The organism is Acidiphilium sp. MT5 (genome assembly GCF_054767495.1).
Genome location: NZ_BAABMR010000009.1, coordinates 73,910 through 89,598, shown reverse-complemented (window position 1 = coordinate 89,598; position 15,689 = coordinate 73,910). Strand labels below are relative to the sequence as shown.

Sequence of the window (15,689 nt, the reverse complement as noted above, 5' to 3'; positions counted from 1 at the left end):
AACGATGATCCGCATCGCCCGCCGCCACCCCGATCTTGACCGCGCGCGGGGCCTCGCCATTGCCCTAGTGGTATTCGGCCATATCGTCGCCCGCCAACCACCCACCGATGCGCATTGGTATGAAATCATCCGCCGCGTGATCTACAGCTTCCACATGCCGTTTTTCTTTTACCTCAGCGGGCGCGTTGCTATTCTCTCCGGCCAATTCGCCACGTCGCGCGCGGGCCTACCCGCCCTGATCAAATCGCGCGCCCACCGCCTGCTCGTGCCCGCCTTGCTGCTCGGCCCCCTGATCATTCTCGCCAAACGCCTCGCCGCCCCGTTCATCGCGGTCGATAACGTGCCGGTCAGCATCCAAGCCGGCCTGATCAACCTCGTCTGGCACCCCAACCACAGCCCGGCCTATGATTTATGGTTTCTGATCGTGCTGTTCGCCCTCAGCATCGCCGCCCCGATCCTGCATCGTGCCACCGGCAACCGGCTTTGGCCGCTCCTGCTGCTGGCTAGCGCGCTTTATCTCACGCCACTCCCCTCGCATCTCTACGTGGCCTTGATTGGCCGCTACGCCATTTTTTACGCCGTCGGCCTCGCCACCGGTGCTGCCGGTGCCGCCTGGTCCGCCTGGATCGATCGGTACGGCCTCGCCTGTCTCGTTATCTTTTCGATGGGCGGCCTGCTGGTCGCCCGCTTGAACCCGCCCTTCGCCGTCACTTTGCTGCCCATGGGCCTGCTCTCAATGCCCGCTCTCAACGCTTTGGTAAGATTTTCGCGCCTAAACTCCGCATCATGGCTGGAAAATCTCGGGCGCTTCTCAATGGCGATCTATCTGCTGAACACCATTTGCATCGGCCTCGCCAAAGCCGGCCTGCTCGCCCTCGCCTCATGGAATGGCTGGCATTTCTTTGCCTTCGCACCGCTCCTGCTCGCCGCCGGCTTACTCGGGCCGATCCTGATCAAACGCCAAGCCCTCTCCGCCATTCCGGCCCTCGATCGGCTGACCGACTAGCTACCCCTTTATCGCGCTTTCTCGAACGCCTGCCACCCGCTTTGGCCGCCAGCTTCACCCCCGAGCAACTTGCCGCGATCCATTGGCATTTCGCCATGCGCTACCGCGCCACCCACGCCATCGATTATCGCTGGCGTCGCTTCGGCCTCTATCTGGTGCTCCTCGTCGGGCGCGATCACCGCGCCGAGTAAGCTGCAAGCCGCCCTCATCTCACAGCCGAAAATACCCGCCCAAGCGCGGATGATATAATTCAGAATCCACATAACCCGCGCGCGCATGCCGCGCACTATTCACCCGCGTCAGCACCGAGCCGGTGAGCACACAGCCTGATTCCGTGAGTAACGAGGCCGCCGCCAGCGCAATGCGCTTGGGCGTTTGCTGCCAACGCACGCATAAAATCGTCTGCTGCGCCAAGCGCCCGAGCACCCGCGCCTCCGCGAGCGCAAAAACCGGCGGCAAATCCAAAATCACCACCGCATAGCGCTCCGCCAACCGCTCCAACAAAAGCGGCATCGCGGGTGATAAAAACAGGCTCAGCGCATCGGTCGCCACCGCCCCCGCCGGCATCAAATCAAGCCCGGCAATCCGGCTCGGCTGGATCGCCTGCGCCAAATCGACCCGCCCCGCCAAAAAATCGGTCAGCCCCGCCGCCCCCGCCAAATCGAACAAACTATCGAAACTCGGCTGGCGCACATCGCAATCAATCGCCAACACCCGGCCACCCGCATCATCATCGTGCCCGGTTATGTCCTCCCGCCGGCCATCGCCAGTCGCCAAACGCATGGTCATCGCGAGGCTCGCGGCCAAACTCAGCGCCAAGGTGGTCTTGCCCTCGCCCGGTCGCGCCGCCGTCACCGCGATGCTGCGCGGCGTACCCTGCTCCAGCGAAATCCCGATCCGCAATGCGCGCAATTGCTCGCTAAACGGCGAAAACGGATTGCGCACGGCATAATCCGCGGCCAATAGCCCGCCTTGCGCCCGGCGGCTCAATTCCGGCAACAGCGCCAAGCATGGCACCGCCAAAGCCGCCCGCAAATCCTCGCCACTGCCAATATTCCGATCGAGCGCCGCCCGCGCCAGCATCGCCAAAACCGCCAACGCCACCCCCAGCGCCCCGGCCCCGGCCAAAATCAAAGCCGGATGCGGCGCACTCGGGCGCGTCGGCACCGCCGCCGGCGATAAAATCCGCGCATCCGGCGGCGTCAGCAGGCTCTGACTATCCAAAACGCCGATCTGCTTGGTTAATTCCTGCAACAAGCTGCGATCCGCCGCCCGCTGCCCCTCGAGCTGCGCCATCGGCGCCGCCCGCACCGACGCCGCCGTTGCCTGATCGCGCGCCGCCGCCAGCCGGGCGCGCAGCGCCGCCACCTGCGCCGCCGCGCCGGTCACGGCGGCACGATCATGCGCCATCGTCCGCGCCATCGCCGCCCCAATCGCCTGCTGCACCGCCGCCAACGCCGCCCGATCCGCCCGCATCCCCGGATAATTCGGCCCCTCAGTCGCCGCGTGTGCCGCCAAGCGTGCCGCAATCTGCGCCGCCTTCGCCCGCAGCGGATCAAGCGATGGGGCCACCGCCGCCCCGGCTGACGCCGCCGATACCCCGCCATCGCGGGCAATTTGGCTCTGCGCCGCCGCAAGCCGCGCCTCCGCTGCAATCAGCGCATCGGTCAATTGCCCCGCCGCCTGGTTGGTCAAGGGTGCATTGACCCCCCGCTCGGTGCCCGCCCGCGCCCGCGCTTGCGCCAACGCCAAATCGGTCGCCGCTAAATCATGGCCAATCTGGCGCGCCCGCGTCTCCAGCCACAGCCGCGCATGATCCAACAGCTTCTCGCGCCGCTGCTGCTGGGCTTGCAAATAAAGCCGCATCGCCAAATTTGCCGCCGCCGCTGCCCGCGCGGGATCAGCATCCGAAAACCGCACCCGAATAATCTGCGATCCCGGCTCCACCGTCACCCGCAAAGCCTGCCGCACCCGCTCCAGCGCCGCCGCCCGACGCACCGCCTGCGCATCCGCCGCCCGCCGATGCCACGGAAACCAGCGATCAAGCCAAGAGCCGCGCCATGATGACCGGGGCGCAACGCCGCTCACGGGGGCGGCGGCCAGCCGCTTCGCAATCCCCTTCAACACCGGCCGATCGGTGAGCAAATTGACCTGGCTATCCATCAACGCATGGGTCACCTGATTGCGCGCCACCACGCCGCCTAGCAACTTCGGGTTGAAGTCCGCCGGCGCATACAGCAAAATTCCGGTCGCCGTGTAGGTCGGCTGCATGCGCGTCAGCGCCAGCAAGGCCAACCCCGGCACCATCACCGCCACCAACATTCCCAATCGCCAATGCCGCCGGATCGCCCAAAACGCTGCGAGCGGATCGCCCTCCTCAGCCAGCGTCGCGTGATCGATCCTGGTCATTGCCGCCTTTTGCCCAATCCCGAATTGACCTATACTGATCGTTGATGGAATCCGGGCAAAAGTCAATCTTAAGTTGTATATCGCGCCGCAGCCTGATGCTGGCCGCCCCGCTCGCGCTCGCCGCCCCGCTCGCACTCGCTTCCTGCGCCACGACCGATCTGCCGCCGCTGCCGCCGACCGGCGCCTATCGTCTCGGCCCCGGCGATGAAATCCGCGTCGCGGTGTTCGGCCAAAAGCAGCTCAGCGCCCGCTATCGCATCGCCGCCGATGGCCATATCGCCATTCCACTCCTCAAACCCATCGACGCAACGGGCCTCACGCCCGACGCGCTGGCACAACGCATCGCCGCCCGCCTCACCCGCGCCGGCCTGCTCGCCCATCCCGCCGTCGCCGTCGAAATCCGCCGCTACCGGCCGTTCTACATTCTGGGCGAAGTCCGCCGTCCCGGTGCCTACCCGTTCCAACCCGGCATGACCGTGCTCACCGCCGCCTCGATCGCAGGCGGCTTTACCGATCGTGCCGCCGAGCAGCGTTTCTTGGTGATTCGCACCCGCAACGGCCAGCCGCACCGCTTCAGCGCCCGCGCCGAATCCGCGATCGCCCCCGGCGATGTCATCAAGGTGCGCGAGCGGCATTTCTAGAGCGTGATTGCTTATCATCAATCTCGCTCTAGCCTCTGTTTGTCGATCAATTTCATTGGTTTAGCTAGAATCTGTCGATTCAACCTAAACCCATATTGATCTAAGCCGCCCTGGCGCGCCACATGTCGCGCCGCGTGTCGCGCCCCAACCCCGAAATTCGCTCCCATACATTGACACCCGAACCAACCCTGCTCTACCGCCGCTGCAACATCGGAGACCCTCACATGGCGGCAACCGCCTTCATCTTTCCTGGCCAAGGCAGCCACAGCGTCGGCATGGGTCGAGACCTCGCCGCAACCTTCAGCGCCGCCCGTGCGGTGTTCGAGGAGGTCGATGACGTGCTCGATCAAAAATTATCGCGCCTGATCTTCGAAGGCCCCGCCGATGAGCTCACCCTCACCGAAAACGCCCAACCGGCGCTGATGGCCGTGTCCATGGCGGCTTTGCGGGCGTTGGAACAAGAAACCGGCCGCTCCCTCACGGACATGGCCGCCCTCGTCGCCGGCCACTCGCTCGGCGAATATACCGCACTCGCCGCCGCTGGCTCGTTCACCATCGGCGAAGCCGCCCGCTTGCTGCGCCTGCGCGGCCAAGCCATGCAGCGCGCCGTCCCGCCCGGTGCCGGTGCCATGGCGGCCTTGCTCGGCGCCACGCTCGATCAAGCCCGCGCCATCTGCGCCGAAGCGCAAAGCCAAAGCGGGGCAGGGGAGGTGGTCGAGATCGCCAATGATAATGGCGGCGGCCAAGTGGTCATTTCCGGTAGCCTCGCCAGCGTCGATCGCGCGATCGAGGTCGCCAAAGCCCAAGGCGTCAAGCGCGCCATGAAATTGCCGGTCTCCGCACCGTTCCATTGCGCCCTGATGGCTCCCGCCGCCGAAGCGATGCGTGTCGCCTTGGCCCAAACACCGCCGCGCCCCCCCCGCGTGAAGCTGGTCGCCAATGTCAGCGCCGGCATCCTGACCGATCCCGCCGCCATCGCCGCCAGCCTGGTCACCCAAGTCACCGCCACCGTGCGCTGGAGCGAATCGGTTGCCTTCATGGCCCAGCACGGTATCACCCGCATGGTCGAACTCGGCGCCGGCAAAGTCCTTGCCGGGCTGGTCAAGCGCATCGCCCCCGATATCGAGTCGGTCTCCGCAGGCACCCCCGCCGAACTCGAAACGGTCATCAACCATGTCCAATAACCCAGCCAGCGCCCTATTTTCGCTCACCGGCAAATGCGCCCTGGTCACCGGCGCCTCCGGCGGCATTGGTGCTGCCATCGCCCGCGTGCTGCACAGCCAAGGCGCTGCCGTCGCGCTATCGGGCACCAGGGCCGAGGCCCTGCACAGCCTCGCCACCGAATTGGGTGCGCGCGCGCATGTCTGCCCCGCTGATCTCGCGGACCCTGCCGCGCCCGACGCGCTGATCGCCGCCGCCGAGGCCGCGATGGGAGGTCTGGATATCCTGGTCAATAATGCCGGCGCCACCAAAGACGGTCTTGCGCTGCGCATGAGCGACGCCGATTTCGAACGCATCATCGATCTTGATCTGGTCGCGCCGTTCCGCCTCGCGCGCAGCGCGCTCAAAGGCATGCTGCGCCGCCGCGCCGGGCGGATCATCAATATTGGCAGCATCGTCGGTGCCACCGGCAATCCCGGCCAGGCCAATTACGTTGCCGCCAAAGCCGGTCTTGCCGGTCTCACCAAGGCGCTCGCCCAAGAAGTCGCCTCGCGCGGCATCACCGTTAATCTGGTCGCCCCCGGCTTCATCGCCACCCCGATGACCGATGCGCTGACCGATGCCCAGCGCACCGCCCTGCTCAGCAAAATTCCCCTCGGTCGCATGGGCACCCCCGAAGACATCGCCGCCGCCGTCGCGTACCTTGCCGCCGAATCCGGCGCCTGGATCACCGGTGCTGCGCTGCACATCAATGGCGGCATGGCCATGCTGTAACCAAGGCCGCGTTTCGCCCCCCAGCCCGCGCCGCGCGCGGTGGTTGGCGCATCGCAGCAAACCATGCTAAGCGCGCCCATCTTTGCCGACTCGTCCCCCTATTCAGTTCAAATCCAACCGAATAGAAGGTGCCGAATAACCCCGTGTCCGCCGTGCCGGACCACTATCGTTGCAGGAGCTAAATCATCATGAGTGAAGTCGCCGATAAAGTGAAGAAAATCGTGGTCGAACATCTCGGCGTCGATGAGGCCAAAGTGACCCCGGAAGCCTCGTTCATCGATGATCTGGGTGCCGACAGCCTCGATACCGTCGAATTGGTGATGGCGTTCGAAGAAGCCTTCAGCGTCGAAATCCCCGAAGACGCCGCCGAGAAAATCGCGACCGTCAAAGACGCTATCGACTATATCGAAAAGAAAAAAGCCGAATAATCGGCACCCGGCGAGGGAGAGCGCTATGCGTCGCGTTGTGGTCACCGGTATGGGCATCGTTTGCCCGCTTGGTCTGGGTGTCGAGCATGTTTGGTCCAAACTGCTCGCCGGCCAATCCGGTATCGGAGCGATTACCAGCTTCGATGCCGGTGATCTTCCCGCCAAAATCGCCGGTGAAGTGCCGCTCGGCCCGATGGCCGAGGGCAAATATACCGCCTCGGATTGGATCGCGGTCAAAGACGTTAAAAAAATGGACCCGTTCATCCATTACGGTATCGCTGCGGCCGCCCAAGCGGTCGCCGATTCCGGCTGGGAACCCCAAACCGAGGAAGAGCGCTGCGCGACAGGCGTGATGATGGGCTCGGGCATCGGCGGCCTGCAAACCATCTATGAAGGCTCGGTGCTGGTGCATGAAGGCAAAGCCCGGCGCATGTCACCCTTCTTCATCCCCTCAGCCCTGATCAATCTGATCTCCGGCCAAATCTCAATCCGCTACGGCTTCAAAGGCCCCAACCACGCCGTCGTCACCGCCTGCGCCACCGGCGTTCACGCGATTGGCGATGCCGCCCGTCTGGTCGCCTTCGGCGATGCCGATGTCATGGTCGCGGGCGGTGCCGAAGCCACGGTCTGCGCCTTGGGCATTGGCGGTTTCTGCGCCTCACGCGCCCTTTCCACCGGCTTTAATGACAATCCCACCGCCGCCTCGCGCCCGTGGGACAAAGACCGCGATGGCTTCGTGATGGGTGAGGGCGCGGGCGTGCTGGTGCTCGAAGAATATGAACACGCCAAACAGCGCGGCGCCAAAATCTACGCCGAAATCGCGGGCTATGGCATGTCGGGCGATGCTTATCACATCACCGCCCCCGCCGAGCATCACGATGGTGCTTTCCGCGCGATGAAAGCGGCCCTGAAATCAGGCGGCCTCACCCCCGAGGATGTCGATTACATCAACGCCCACGGCACCTCCACGCCGCTTGGCGATGATCTTGAGTTGGAAGCGGTCGAAAACCTGTTCGGCGACCACGCCAAAAATCTCGCTATGTCCTCGACCAAATCCGCGACCGGCCATCTGCTCGGTGCCGCCGGCGCGATCGAGGCCGTATTCTCAATTCTCGCACTCCGCGATCAAGTCGCCCCCCCCACCCTCAATCTGCACGAGCCGAGCCGCGCCAGCGTGATCGACCGCGTGGCCCTGCAAGCGCAGCCGCGCAAAGTCAACATCGCCCTGTCCAACAGCTTTGGCTTTGGCGGCACCAATGCCTCAATTCTGTTCCGTAAGCCCCAATAAAATAACGATAAAAATCATCAGCAGCGGATTTTGCTGCGCATGACCAAGTGGCGCCGTTTGGTTCTGCCGCTCTGGACCCTGGTGATCGTGCTCGGCATTCTGCGCACCGCGATCCAGGAAAGCTACAACGGACCCGGCCCGCTCGCGGTCAGCAAAAACGTCACCATCCCGCGTGGCGGCCTGCCAACCATCGCCCGCACGCTCGATCAGGCCGGTGTGATCCGCCATCCGCTCATTTTCGAAATCGCCGCCTATCTCACCCGGCGCCAGGGCAAGCTGCGCGCCGGCGAATTTCGCTTCGTGGCCCATGGCAGCCTGCGTGAGACGCTGAACACGCTGCGCACCGCCCCGGTGGTGGAACACCCAATCACCCTGCCACCCGGCCTCACCGCGACCCAAATCGCCGCCATCATCAATCAAGCCCCCCACGCCACCGGCCATATCGGCACGCCGCCGCAAGGCAGCATTCTGCCGCAAACCTTTGATTATCCGAGCGGTACACCCCGCGCCGCCATCCTCGCCCGCGCGCAAGCCGCCTTGCGCCGCACCCTCGCCGCCCAATGGGCGCAGCGCGCGCCCAACCTGCCGGTCACCACGCCCAACCAAGCCCTGATCCTTGCCTCCATCGTCCAGCTCGAAACCCCGCTCCGCGCTGAACTCCCGAAAATCGCCGCCGTCTATGAAAACCGGCTCAAGCGCGGGATGAAATTGCAAGCCGATCCCACCGTGATTTTCGCCGCCACGGGAGGCCGCGCCACCGCCCTCAATCACCCGATCACGATGGCCGATCTCAACCGCGACAACCCGTATAATACCTATAAATTCAATGGCCTACCGCCCGGTCCCGTCTGCGCCCCTGGCCTGCACGCCATCCGCGCCGTGCTGCATCCCGCCCCGATCAACGCGCTCTATTTCGTCGCCACCGGCCATGGCGGCCACGTCTTCGCCCGCCATTTCAAAACCCAGCTCGCCAATATCGCCCGCTACCGTGCGGCCAATCCGTAAGCTGAGCCGGACCAAACCGCGTCAAATGCGCCGATAGGTCAACACCAACACATCGCGAAACGCGGGCAAGCCAGGGTCAACCGGCACCACCGGCGTCACCCCATGAAACACAAGCCGATCATCAACCAAAGCGGCATCGCGCGGCTGCACCAGCGTAAACTCGCCCAGGCTGTGCCCGTCCAAATCATGAATGGTCGTCGTCCCTTGCTCGATATTCGAGCGCCGGACCATCAACACCAGCACATAATCCACACCATCACGATGCATCCCTTCGGGCGTCGGCAAACCCGCCCCCTCCGGCCCGGTTTCAATGCGAAATTGATGCGCCTCGACATGCCACGCCAAACTCCCGGCCACCCCTTCGAACAGGGAGCGGGTCAGTCCCAGCAAAGCCTGAAAACACGCCCCCTGGCTGACCACATCAGCAATCGGTGCAAACCAACGCTCAACCCCGCCATTCAGCGCATTATAATCCCGCGCCTGATAATGCGGCTGATGCGCCGCCCGCTTGATCGGCTGATCGGGCCGCCCCTCAAACACCGCAAATCGGCGGCGCCGATAGCGCCCGCCATCGGCCATATAATTATCCAGCGGCATGTTCTCCCAGCTCGCCGCAAACGCGTCCCAACTCTCCGGCGTCAATACATGCGCAGGCAATAACGCATCGAAACTGGCCGATTGGACAAAGGCAAACCCGGTCGTGCGCAGATGCTCCGCCAAATTCAGCCGATCAACCATCAATCCCACCTGATTCATGCTCCCGACTATACTCCCGCGCCGCCCGCCGCCCAGAGCCTCACCATCGCATCAGCCATTCGCCGCCGCCTCGCCGCGCGCCGCGCCGTCGCTGCTCGCTGTATTGTCGCTGCGCTTGGGGCCAGCAAAGGCCGCCCGAAACTCCGCCGGGTCAATGGTGATTTTCTGATAATTATACGGCAATTCAATTCCTTCTGCATCAAAGCGCAATTTCACCCGCCGGTGGAACTCGCGCTTCACCGCATATTGCTTGCCCGCCGGCGTCTTCATCCGCCCGGTAATCACCACCGAGGACGCGCCAAATTGATCAAGCCCCCATAATTCCAAATCGCCCAAAATCTGCGCCCGCCAGTTCGGCTCCGCCGTCATGCTCTCGAACACCTCCCTGATCACCGCCTGCACCCGGTCCACATCGTCCTTATACCCCACCCCCAAATTGATCGGCGCATAGCCAAAATCGCGCGAACTATTGGTCACCGTGGTTACCGCACTGAACGGAATGATATTCAACGAGCCATCGCCACCGCGCAGCCGAATGGTGCGGATCGATAATTTCTCCACCGTGCCGGAAATCCCGCCCAGCGTGACCCAATCCCCCACCTGCATCGCATCTTCCAGCAGCAAAAACAGCCCGGTGATAATGTCCTGCACCAATTTCTGCGAGCCAAACCCCACCGCCAAGCCAAAGATCGACAAGCCACCCAACAGCAACGTGACATTCACCCCCACCGCCGACAGCACCACCAGCGCGGTGATCACCACCAACACCACCAGCAACGCCGTGCGCAGCATCGGCAGCAAGGTCCGGTAGCGCGCCGCCCGCGCCGCCCGGCCCTGACGGATCAACCGCTCAGAATGCCCATCCATCACCGCATTGATGATTTCCCACACCACCAAAGCCGCCAGCAGCGCCACCCCGACCGTAATCGCCGCCCCGCCGACCCGCTGGCCATTCGGCGCGCTCAGCAACCAGCCCAGCACACCCACCCCCCAAAACTGCAGAACCAGCAAAATCGCGATCACCGAAATCGCAAACCCCGCAATCGCCCGCAGCGCACCCCGGTAAATCTGCGCGCGCGCATGCAGCATCGGATACGCACTCTGCCAGCGCGCCTCTTCGGCAAACGCCGCATCAATCGCATGGCCCGCCAGAAACGCCGCCCCGCGCGCCAACGCGCCGACCACCGCCACCACCGCCACCACCCGCAGCATGATCACAAACGCATCGGGCACCCCCAGCGCCCACACCACCCACAGCACCACAATGTAAAACAGCGCCAGTAAATGCCAGGTATAGGCAATCGTCGCCCGCAAACTGGTCACCACCCCGCCATCGCGCCGCTGGCCCCGGATCAGCGCCGCCACCGGCTTGCGCAGTTGGATCACCATCACCGCCAGCATCCCATGGACCACCAGCGAAATCAGCTTGAACAACACCGCCGTCGCCGCTGAATATAAGCCAAACAGCGTGCCAGTCTGCACCGCCCCCACCCCGAAGGCGATCACCGCAATCAACCGGCGTAGCCACATCACCACCCATGCCGCACGCTGATCTGACAGCGGCACCAGCCGCAACGTCGCCGCCGCCGGTGACACCACCAAACGCGTCACCTCCAGCACCAACCGGCAAACAATGTAGGCCTCCAGCACCGCCGTCACCACCAAGCGCGGCACCCGCGCGGCGGTAAAGCCCGATCCCAAAAACACCAACCCCACCAGCGCCACCGCGATAATCGGCAACAACCCCAACCCAAACGCCGCCAAGGCTCGCGGCAACCGCCGCAGCCACGCCCGCAGCGAAAACCGCCGCGCCCGCCGCTCCGTCTCACCCGCCTCCGCCGCCTCCAACCCCGATGCCGATGGCTCCAGCAACGACGCACTCGGCGCGCGCCGCAGCGCCGCCAAAGGCCGGCGCAATACGAGCAAAACCATCAATTCCACGGCCAAAGCCGTCGCCATCACCACCGCGAGCCGCCCCAAGGTGCGCAGCAGCGTCATCCGCAGCCATGAATCCCCGGCGACAAATTTCACCCAATGCACGAGCAAACTTACATCGGTCGCCGCCTGCAAAGTCCGCACCACCCGCCCGGCCACGCGCCCAGCATCCATGATCAAATCTTGCGGCACGCTCAACGGCGCGGCCTTGGCCGCCGCCTTGCCCACCGGCGCAGCCTTTGCCGCCACCGCCGCCTTGCTCCGCAACGCCTCCAGCGTCGCAATCAACGCCGCCCGCTGCTGTGGATTCTGTAAACTCGCAATCGCCGCATTCAACTGCGCCACACTCAAAGCCGGGGCAGGGGCCACCGCCGTTGGTTTCGCGGGTGCCGCATTGGCTGGCCCCGATGTTGCGGGCGTCAGCGCCTTCGCCACCGCCTGCATCGGCGTCACCGCCTGCGCCCATGCCATCACCGGACACGCCACCACCGGACCGGCCAGCATCATCACCAGCAACACGACATGTCGGAGCATTTTCATCCCCGGCACAAAGGCACCCCACGCCCGAATGTCAACCGCCCCCCTATCCGCACCGCCGCACCCACCCTATATCGGTCGCATGCGTGACATCCTCCTCGTCCTCCTCGGTGCCGATATGATCGCTGTCGTCGCCGTGCTGCTGTTCGGTGCCGTCGGCATGACCACCGGCGCCGATCCGCGCCGCCAAAACAAACTCATGCGCCTGCGCGTCGCACTCCAAGCCGTCGCCATCGCCCTGGTCGTCATCCTGCTCCTGTTCTTCCACTAATCCCATGCCCCAGCCCCGCGCCATCCTGTTCGACGTGTTCGGCACCCTGGTCGATTGGCGCGGCAGCGTCATCGCGGGACTCGAACGCTTCGGCGCCCTGCGCGGCATCACCGCCGACTGGGCCGACATCACCGATTCCTGGCGCCGCGCCTACCGCCCCTCCATGGATCGCGTCCGCCGTGGCGCCATCCCCTGGACCATCCTCGATGACCTGCATCGCGACGCCTTGATCGAAATCACCCGCCGCCACGACATCCCACCCCTCAGCGACGCCGATTGCACCGAACTCGTCAATCTCTGGCACCGGCTCGATCCCTGGCCCGATAGCAGCCTTGGCCTCACCCGCCTGAAAACCAAATTCATCATCGGCCCGCTCTCCAACGGCCACCTCGCCTTGCAAATCAACCTTGCCAAACGCAATAACTTCCCGTGGGACGTCACCTTCGGCGCCGATCTATTCCAACATTATAAACCCGATCCCACCGTCTATCTCGCCGCCTGCGATCTCCTCAGCCTGCCCCCCAACCACGTCATGCTCGCCGCCGCCCATAACGATGACCTCGCCGCCGCCGCCGCCCTCGGCCTGCAAACCGCCTTCATCACCCGCCCCACCGAATTCGGCCCCACCCCCACCCATCACGCCACCCCCAACGGCAACTGGACCCTGATCACCACCAGCGTCACCGACCTCGCGACACAATTGGGCGTGTAAGACCGGGTTGAGCGAAAAGGGGCAGGGAGGGCCAGGGCTCTGCCCTGGACCCGCTAAGGGCAAGCCCTTAGAACCCTTTAGCGTTTTAGGGTTGGGGAGGGCGATCCAGGCACAGGCTGCGGAAGGGCCAATGCCTCGCCCTCCCCAACCCTAAAACGAATGGATTGCAAAGGCTCAGCCTTTGCCGGGGTTCCAAGGGGCGGCGCCCCTTGGCCTTTGCTCCCCTTTTCGTCCCATCCCCCGCCTTAAGCGCCTATAGTTTCGCGACGCGGAGGGCGTTGGTGCTGCCCGATTGGCCGAACGGCACGCCGGCGACGACGACGATTTCGTCGCCGTGGGTGGCGAAGCCTTCTTGGCGGGCGACGGTGCGTGAGACCGCGACGGATTCGGTCATTGAGTGGATGACGGCGGTGACCACGGCGTGAACCCCCCAAACGAGGGCGAGGCGCCGGGCGGTTTGGGTGGAGGGTGTGAGGCCGATCACCGGGCAATCGGGTCGTTCGCGGGCGACGCGCAGGGCGCTGGCGCCGGAGTTGGTGAAGGCAACAATGGCGCGGGCGTGGATGGTGCGGGCGACTTGCCAAGCGGCGCGGGCGATGGCGTCGGGCGAGGAGGGTTCCGGTTCGGGTCGTTTGGCGTCGATCCCGAGGCGCCAATCCGGGTCGCGTTCCACGCGCGCGACGATTCGATCCATCATATTCACCGCTTCGCGCGGATATTGTCCGGCGGCGGTTTCGGCGGAGAGCATCACGGCGTCGGCGCCATCGAACACGGCGGTCGCGACGTCGGAGGCTTCGGCGCGGGTGGGGGCAGGGGCGCTGATCATGCTTTCCAGCATTTGGGTGGCGACCACCACGGGCAATCCCCGGCGTTGGGCGGCGCGGATAATGCGTTTCTGGGCAATCGGCACTTCCTCGGCGGGCAATTCCACGCCGAGATCGCCGCGTGCGACCATCACCGCATCGGAGGCGTCCAGAATAGCGTCGAGATCATCAAGCGCCTGCGGCTTTTCCATTTTGGTCATCACCAGCGCCCGCCCGGCGGCGATGGCTTTGGCCTCCAGCACGTCTTCGGGCCGCTGCACGAAGGAGAGCCCGATATATTCAATACCCAGCGCGAGCACGAAATCGAGATCCGCGCGATCTTTCACGGTCAGTGCTGGAATCGGCAGCACCACGTCGGGCACATTAACGCCCTTGCGGTCTGACAGCACGGCGCCGTTGAGCACTTCGGTGAGCAAATGATCTTCGCGTTTGCGCGTCACCCGCAACCGCAGCTTGCCGTCATCAAGCAGCAAGGTGGTGCCAATCCCGGCGGCGGCGATAATTTCGGGATGTGGCAAATTCACCCGCCTGGTGTCGCCGGGTGCGCCGTTCAAATCGAGCTGAAAACTCTGCCCGGCCTGCAATTGCACGCGCCCGCCCTGAAACTGCCCAACGCGCAATTTCGGCCCCTGCACATCGGCCAGAATCCCAATCGGGCGGCCCATTTTGCGCTCCAACGTCCGGATCATCGCGATCCGTTCGGCATGATCCGCATGGCTGCCATGGCTGAAATTCAGCCGAAACATATCCGCACCCGACTCGAAGAGCTGGGTCAGCATTTCCAGCGTGGAGCTTGCTGGCCCAATCGTCGCGATGATTTTCGTGCGTCGATGCCTGCGCAGCAATGATGTCATACCCATTTCCTCTGTTCGCCCCTGCTATGGCAAATTCTTGCTATCATGACTACCTCACGCGCAATTTATGGGAGAATCGCGATGGACGAAACCACCGAACTGCAAGCCGCCGCCTTTCGTCGGCTGGTCGCGCATCTGCAAGAGCGCACCGATGTGCAGAATATCGACATGATGAATCTCGCCGGCTTTTGCCGCAACTGCCTATCACGCTGGTATCGCGAGGCCGCCGAAAGCCGTGGCATCACGCTCACCGATCCTGAGGCGCGCGAATTGATTTACGGCATGCCCTACCGCGATTGGCAGGCCAAATACCAAAAGCAAGCCACGCCCGAGCAGCAAGAAGCTTTCGCATCCCAACCAAAAGATCATTAATACCAATCGGATCGCGCGGCGCGCGGCCCAGCCATTGACCCTGCGCCGCGCCCGCTCTATCCCGCCCGCTCCCCGCACCCGCACCGGAGCGACCCATGGCCTTCGACACCGCTGATAAATCCCAGTCCGACCACGCCACCACCGGCAACATCGCCGCCGACCGTCTGAAAAGCATTGTCGAGCGCATCGAGCGGCTTGAGGAAGAGCGCAAAGCCCTCGGCTCGGACATCAAAGATATTTACGCCGAAGCCAAATCCGCCGGGTTCGATGTCAAAGTGCTGCGCCAACTCATCCGCCTGCGCAAACAAGAGCCCGCCGATGTCGAGGAGCAGGAAACCCTGCTCGATGTCTATAAGCGCGCGCTTGGCATGTAGCGGCCATCGCGCGCGCTGATTTGGCCTCAGCGCCAAGCGGTGCTATTTTCCCCATGTGTCGCGTTTCACAACCATGAGGTGACAAAATGTCTATTATTGGCTGGATCATCCTCGGTCTGATCGCCGGCTTCATCGCCAGCAAACTCGTCAATCGCTCCGGCTCCGGCTTCATCATCGATATCGTGCTCGGCGTCGTCGGCGCCGTGGTCGGCGGCTTCATTTTCCACCTCTTCGGCGGCGCTGGCGTCACCGGCCTCAATCTCTACAGCCTGCTCGTCGCCACTGTTGGCGCGGTTGTGGTGCTCGTCGCCTATCACGCGATCTTCTGATAAATCGTTCTAT

Annotated in this window: 17 protein-coding genes; 13 read left to right on the top strand and 4 right to left on the bottom strand. The window is 64.1% G+C overall.

Annotated elements, in window-relative coordinates:
- Positions 1-4 precede the first annotated feature (4 nt).
- Positions 5-1,006 carry an acyltransferase family protein gene (locus tag ACYUCQ_RS10965; RefSeq protein WP_460254565.1) on the top strand — a complete coding sequence of 334 codons (1,002 nt, stop codon included), beginning with the start codon at positions 5-7 and terminating at the stop codon, positions 1,004-1,006.
- Between the two features lie 41 nt (positions 1,007-1,047).
- Positions 1,048-1,197, top strand: coding sequence for a hypothetical protein (locus tag ACYUCQ_RS10960; protein WP_460254564.1), 150 nt, complete (start codon positions 1,048-1,050; stop codon positions 1,195-1,197).
- Between the two features lie 19 nt (positions 1,198-1,216).
- Here ACYUCQ_RS10960 and ACYUCQ_RS10955 read toward each other — a convergent pair whose 3' ends face one another.
- Positions 1,217-3,415: a polysaccharide biosynthesis tyrosine autokinase gene (locus tag ACYUCQ_RS10955; RefSeq protein ID WP_460254563.1), complete on the bottom strand. Its 2,199-nt coding sequence runs from the start codon at positions 3,413-3,415 to the stop codon at positions 1,217-1,219.
- A 95-nt stretch (positions 3,416-3,510) separates the two neighbouring features.
- Here ACYUCQ_RS10955 and ACYUCQ_RS10950 point away from each other — a divergent pair, with 95 nt between their 5' ends.
- From ACYUCQ_RS10950 to mltG, 6 genes are all read left to right on the top strand, one after another.
- Positions 3,511-4,056: a polysaccharide biosynthesis/export family protein gene (locus tag ACYUCQ_RS10950; protein ID WP_460254562.1), complete on the top strand. Its 546-nt coding sequence runs from the start codon at positions 3,511-3,513 to the stop codon at positions 4,054-4,056.
- Between the two features lie 224 nt (positions 4,057-4,280).
- A complete protein-coding gene (gene fabD / locus ACYUCQ_RS10945) occupies positions 4,281-5,240 on the top strand; it encodes an ACP S-malonyltransferase (protein ID WP_460254646.1) in 960 nt (319 codons plus the stop codon).
- The gene (locus tag ACYUCQ_RS10940) at positions 5,230-5,991 is read left to right on the top strand and encodes a 3-oxoacyl-ACP reductase family protein (RefSeq protein ID WP_460254561.1); all 762 of its coding nucleotides are present in this window, start codon (positions 5,230-5,232) and stop codon (positions 5,989-5,991) included. The genes fabD and ACYUCQ_RS10940 overlap by 11 nt, the downstream gene beginning before the upstream one ends.
- Positions 5,992-6,179: 188 nt before the next feature.
- The gene (locus tag ACYUCQ_RS10935) at positions 6,180-6,419 is read left to right on the top strand and encodes an acyl carrier protein (RefSeq protein ID WP_460254560.1); all 240 of its coding nucleotides are present in this window, start codon (positions 6,180-6,182) and stop codon (positions 6,417-6,419) included.
- A gap of 25 nt (positions 6,420-6,444) precedes the next feature.
- On the top strand, positions 6,445-7,707 hold the full coding sequence (gene fabF / locus ACYUCQ_RS10930; RefSeq protein ID WP_460254559.1) for a beta-ketoacyl-ACP synthase II: 1,263 nt from the start codon (positions 6,445-6,447) through the stop codon (positions 7,705-7,707).
- A gap of 39 nt (positions 7,708-7,746) precedes the next feature.
- Positions 7,747-8,712 carry an endolytic transglycosylase MltG gene (mltG, locus tag ACYUCQ_RS10925; protein ID WP_460254558.1) on the top strand — a complete coding sequence of 322 codons (966 nt, stop codon included), beginning with the start codon at positions 7,747-7,749 and terminating at the stop codon, positions 8,710-8,712.
- A gap of 21 nt (positions 8,713-8,733) precedes the next feature.
- On the opposite strand, the gene ACYUCQ_RS10920 is transcribed toward mltG, so the two are convergent.
- On the bottom strand, positions 8,734-9,468 hold the full coding sequence (locus tag ACYUCQ_RS10920) for a 2OG-Fe dioxygenase family protein (protein WP_460254557.1): 735 nt from the start codon (positions 9,466-9,468) through the stop codon (positions 8,734-8,736).
- Between the two features lie 51 nt (positions 9,469-9,519).
- Positions 9,520-11,937, bottom strand: coding sequence for a mechanosensitive ion channel domain-containing protein (locus tag ACYUCQ_RS10915; RefSeq protein WP_460254556.1), 2,418 nt, complete (start codon positions 11,935-11,937; stop codon positions 9,520-9,522).
- 85 nt (positions 11,938-12,022) lie between these two features.
- Here ACYUCQ_RS10915 and ACYUCQ_RS10910 point away from each other — a divergent pair, with 85 nt between their 5' ends.
- Positions 12,023-12,211 (top strand): twin transmembrane helix small protein, encoded by a 189-nt coding sequence (locus ACYUCQ_RS10910; protein ID WP_460254555.1) that lies wholly within the window; start codon positions 12,023-12,025, stop codon positions 12,209-12,211.
- A 4-nt stretch (positions 12,212-12,215) separates the two neighbouring features.
- Positions 12,216-12,923, top strand: a complete 708-nt coding sequence (locus ACYUCQ_RS10905; RefSeq protein WP_460254554.1) for a haloacid dehalogenase type II — start codon at positions 12,216-12,218, stop codon at positions 12,921-12,923.
- Positions 12,924-13,176: 253 nt separating this feature from the next.
- On the opposite strand, the gene pyk is transcribed toward ACYUCQ_RS10905, so the two are convergent.
- Positions 13,177-14,601, bottom strand: coding sequence for a pyruvate kinase (pyk, locus tag ACYUCQ_RS10900; RefSeq protein ID WP_460254553.1), 1,425 nt, complete (start codon positions 14,599-14,601; stop codon positions 13,177-13,179).
- Positions 14,602-14,682: 81 nt separating this feature from the next.
- Between pyk and ACYUCQ_RS10895 the strand changes: the two genes are divergently transcribed.
- The 3 genes from ACYUCQ_RS10895 to ACYUCQ_RS10885 all read left to right on the top strand — a co-directional run bounded on the left by ACYUCQ_RS10895 (position 14,683) and on the right by ACYUCQ_RS10885 (position 15,676).
- Positions 14,683-14,973 carry a DUF1244 domain-containing protein gene (locus tag ACYUCQ_RS10895; RefSeq protein ID WP_460254552.1) on the top strand — a complete coding sequence of 97 codons (291 nt, stop codon included), beginning with the start codon at positions 14,683-14,685 and terminating at the stop codon, positions 14,971-14,973.
- Between the two features lie 95 nt (positions 14,974-15,068).
- Positions 15,069-15,347 carry a DUF2312 domain-containing protein gene (locus ACYUCQ_RS10890; RefSeq protein ID WP_460254551.1) on the top strand — a complete coding sequence of 93 codons (279 nt, stop codon included), beginning with the start codon at positions 15,069-15,071 and terminating at the stop codon, positions 15,345-15,347.
- An 86-nt stretch (positions 15,348-15,433) separates the two neighbouring features.
- Entirely contained in the window at positions 15,434-15,676 is a 243-nt protein-coding gene (locus ACYUCQ_RS10885) for a GlsB/YeaQ/YmgE family stress response membrane protein (protein ID WP_460254550.1), read from the top strand.
- Positions 15,677-15,689 lie beyond the last annotated feature (13 nt).

Coding starts and splice junctions, on each gene's coding strand:
- ACYUCQ_RS10890 (WP_460254551.1), top strand. CDS start 15,069: ATGGCCTTCGACACCGCTGATAAATCCCAGTCCGACCACGCCACCACC.
- ACYUCQ_RS10950 (WP_460254562.1), top strand. CDS start 3,511: ATGCTGGCCGCCCCGCTCGCGCTCGCCGCCCCGCTCGCACTCGCTTCC.
- pyk (WP_460254553.1), bottom strand. CDS start 14,601: ATGACATCATTGCTGCGCAGGCATCGACGCACGAAAATCATCGCGACG.
- mltG (WP_460254558.1), top strand. CDS start 7,747: ATGACCAAGTGGCGCCGTTTGGTTCTGCCGCTCTGGACCCTGGTGATC.
- ACYUCQ_RS10905 (WP_460254554.1), top strand. CDS start 12,216: ATGCCCCAGCCCCGCGCCATCCTGTTCGACGTGTTCGGCACCCTGGTC.
- ACYUCQ_RS10910 (WP_460254555.1), top strand. CDS start 12,023: ATGCGTGACATCCTCCTCGTCCTCCTCGGTGCCGATATGATCGCTGTC.
- fabD (WP_460254646.1), top strand. CDS start 4,281: ATGGCGGCAACCGCCTTCATCTTTCCTGGCCAAGGCAGCCACAGCGTC.
- ACYUCQ_RS10920 (WP_460254557.1), bottom strand. CDS start 9,468: ATGAATCAGGTGGGATTGATGGTTGATCGGCTGAATTTGGCGGAGCAT.
- ACYUCQ_RS10885 (WP_460254550.1), top strand. CDS start 15,434: ATGTCTATTATTGGCTGGATCATCCTCGGTCTGATCGCCGGCTTCATC.
- ACYUCQ_RS10935 (WP_460254560.1), top strand. CDS start 6,180: ATGAGTGAAGTCGCCGATAAAGTGAAGAAAATCGTGGTCGAACATCTC.
- ACYUCQ_RS10940 (WP_460254561.1), top strand. CDS start 5,230: ATGTCCAATAACCCAGCCAGCGCCCTATTTTCGCTCACCGGCAAATGC.
- ACYUCQ_RS10915 (WP_460254556.1), bottom strand. CDS start 11,937: ATGCTCCGACATGTCGTGTTGCTGGTGATGATGCTGGCCGGTCCGGTG.
- ACYUCQ_RS10895 (WP_460254552.1), top strand. CDS start 14,683: ATGGACGAAACCACCGAACTGCAAGCCGCCGCCTTTCGTCGGCTGGTC.
- ACYUCQ_RS10955 (WP_460254563.1), bottom strand. CDS start 3,415: ATGACCAGGATCGATCACGCGACGCTGGCTGAGGAGGGCGATCCGCTC.
- ACYUCQ_RS10965 (WP_460254565.1), top strand. CDS start 5: ATGATCCGCATCGCCCGCCGCCACCCCGATCTTGACCGCGCGCGGGGC.
- fabF (WP_460254559.1), top strand. CDS start 6,445: ATGCGTCGCGTTGTGGTCACCGGTATGGGCATCGTTTGCCCGCTTGGT.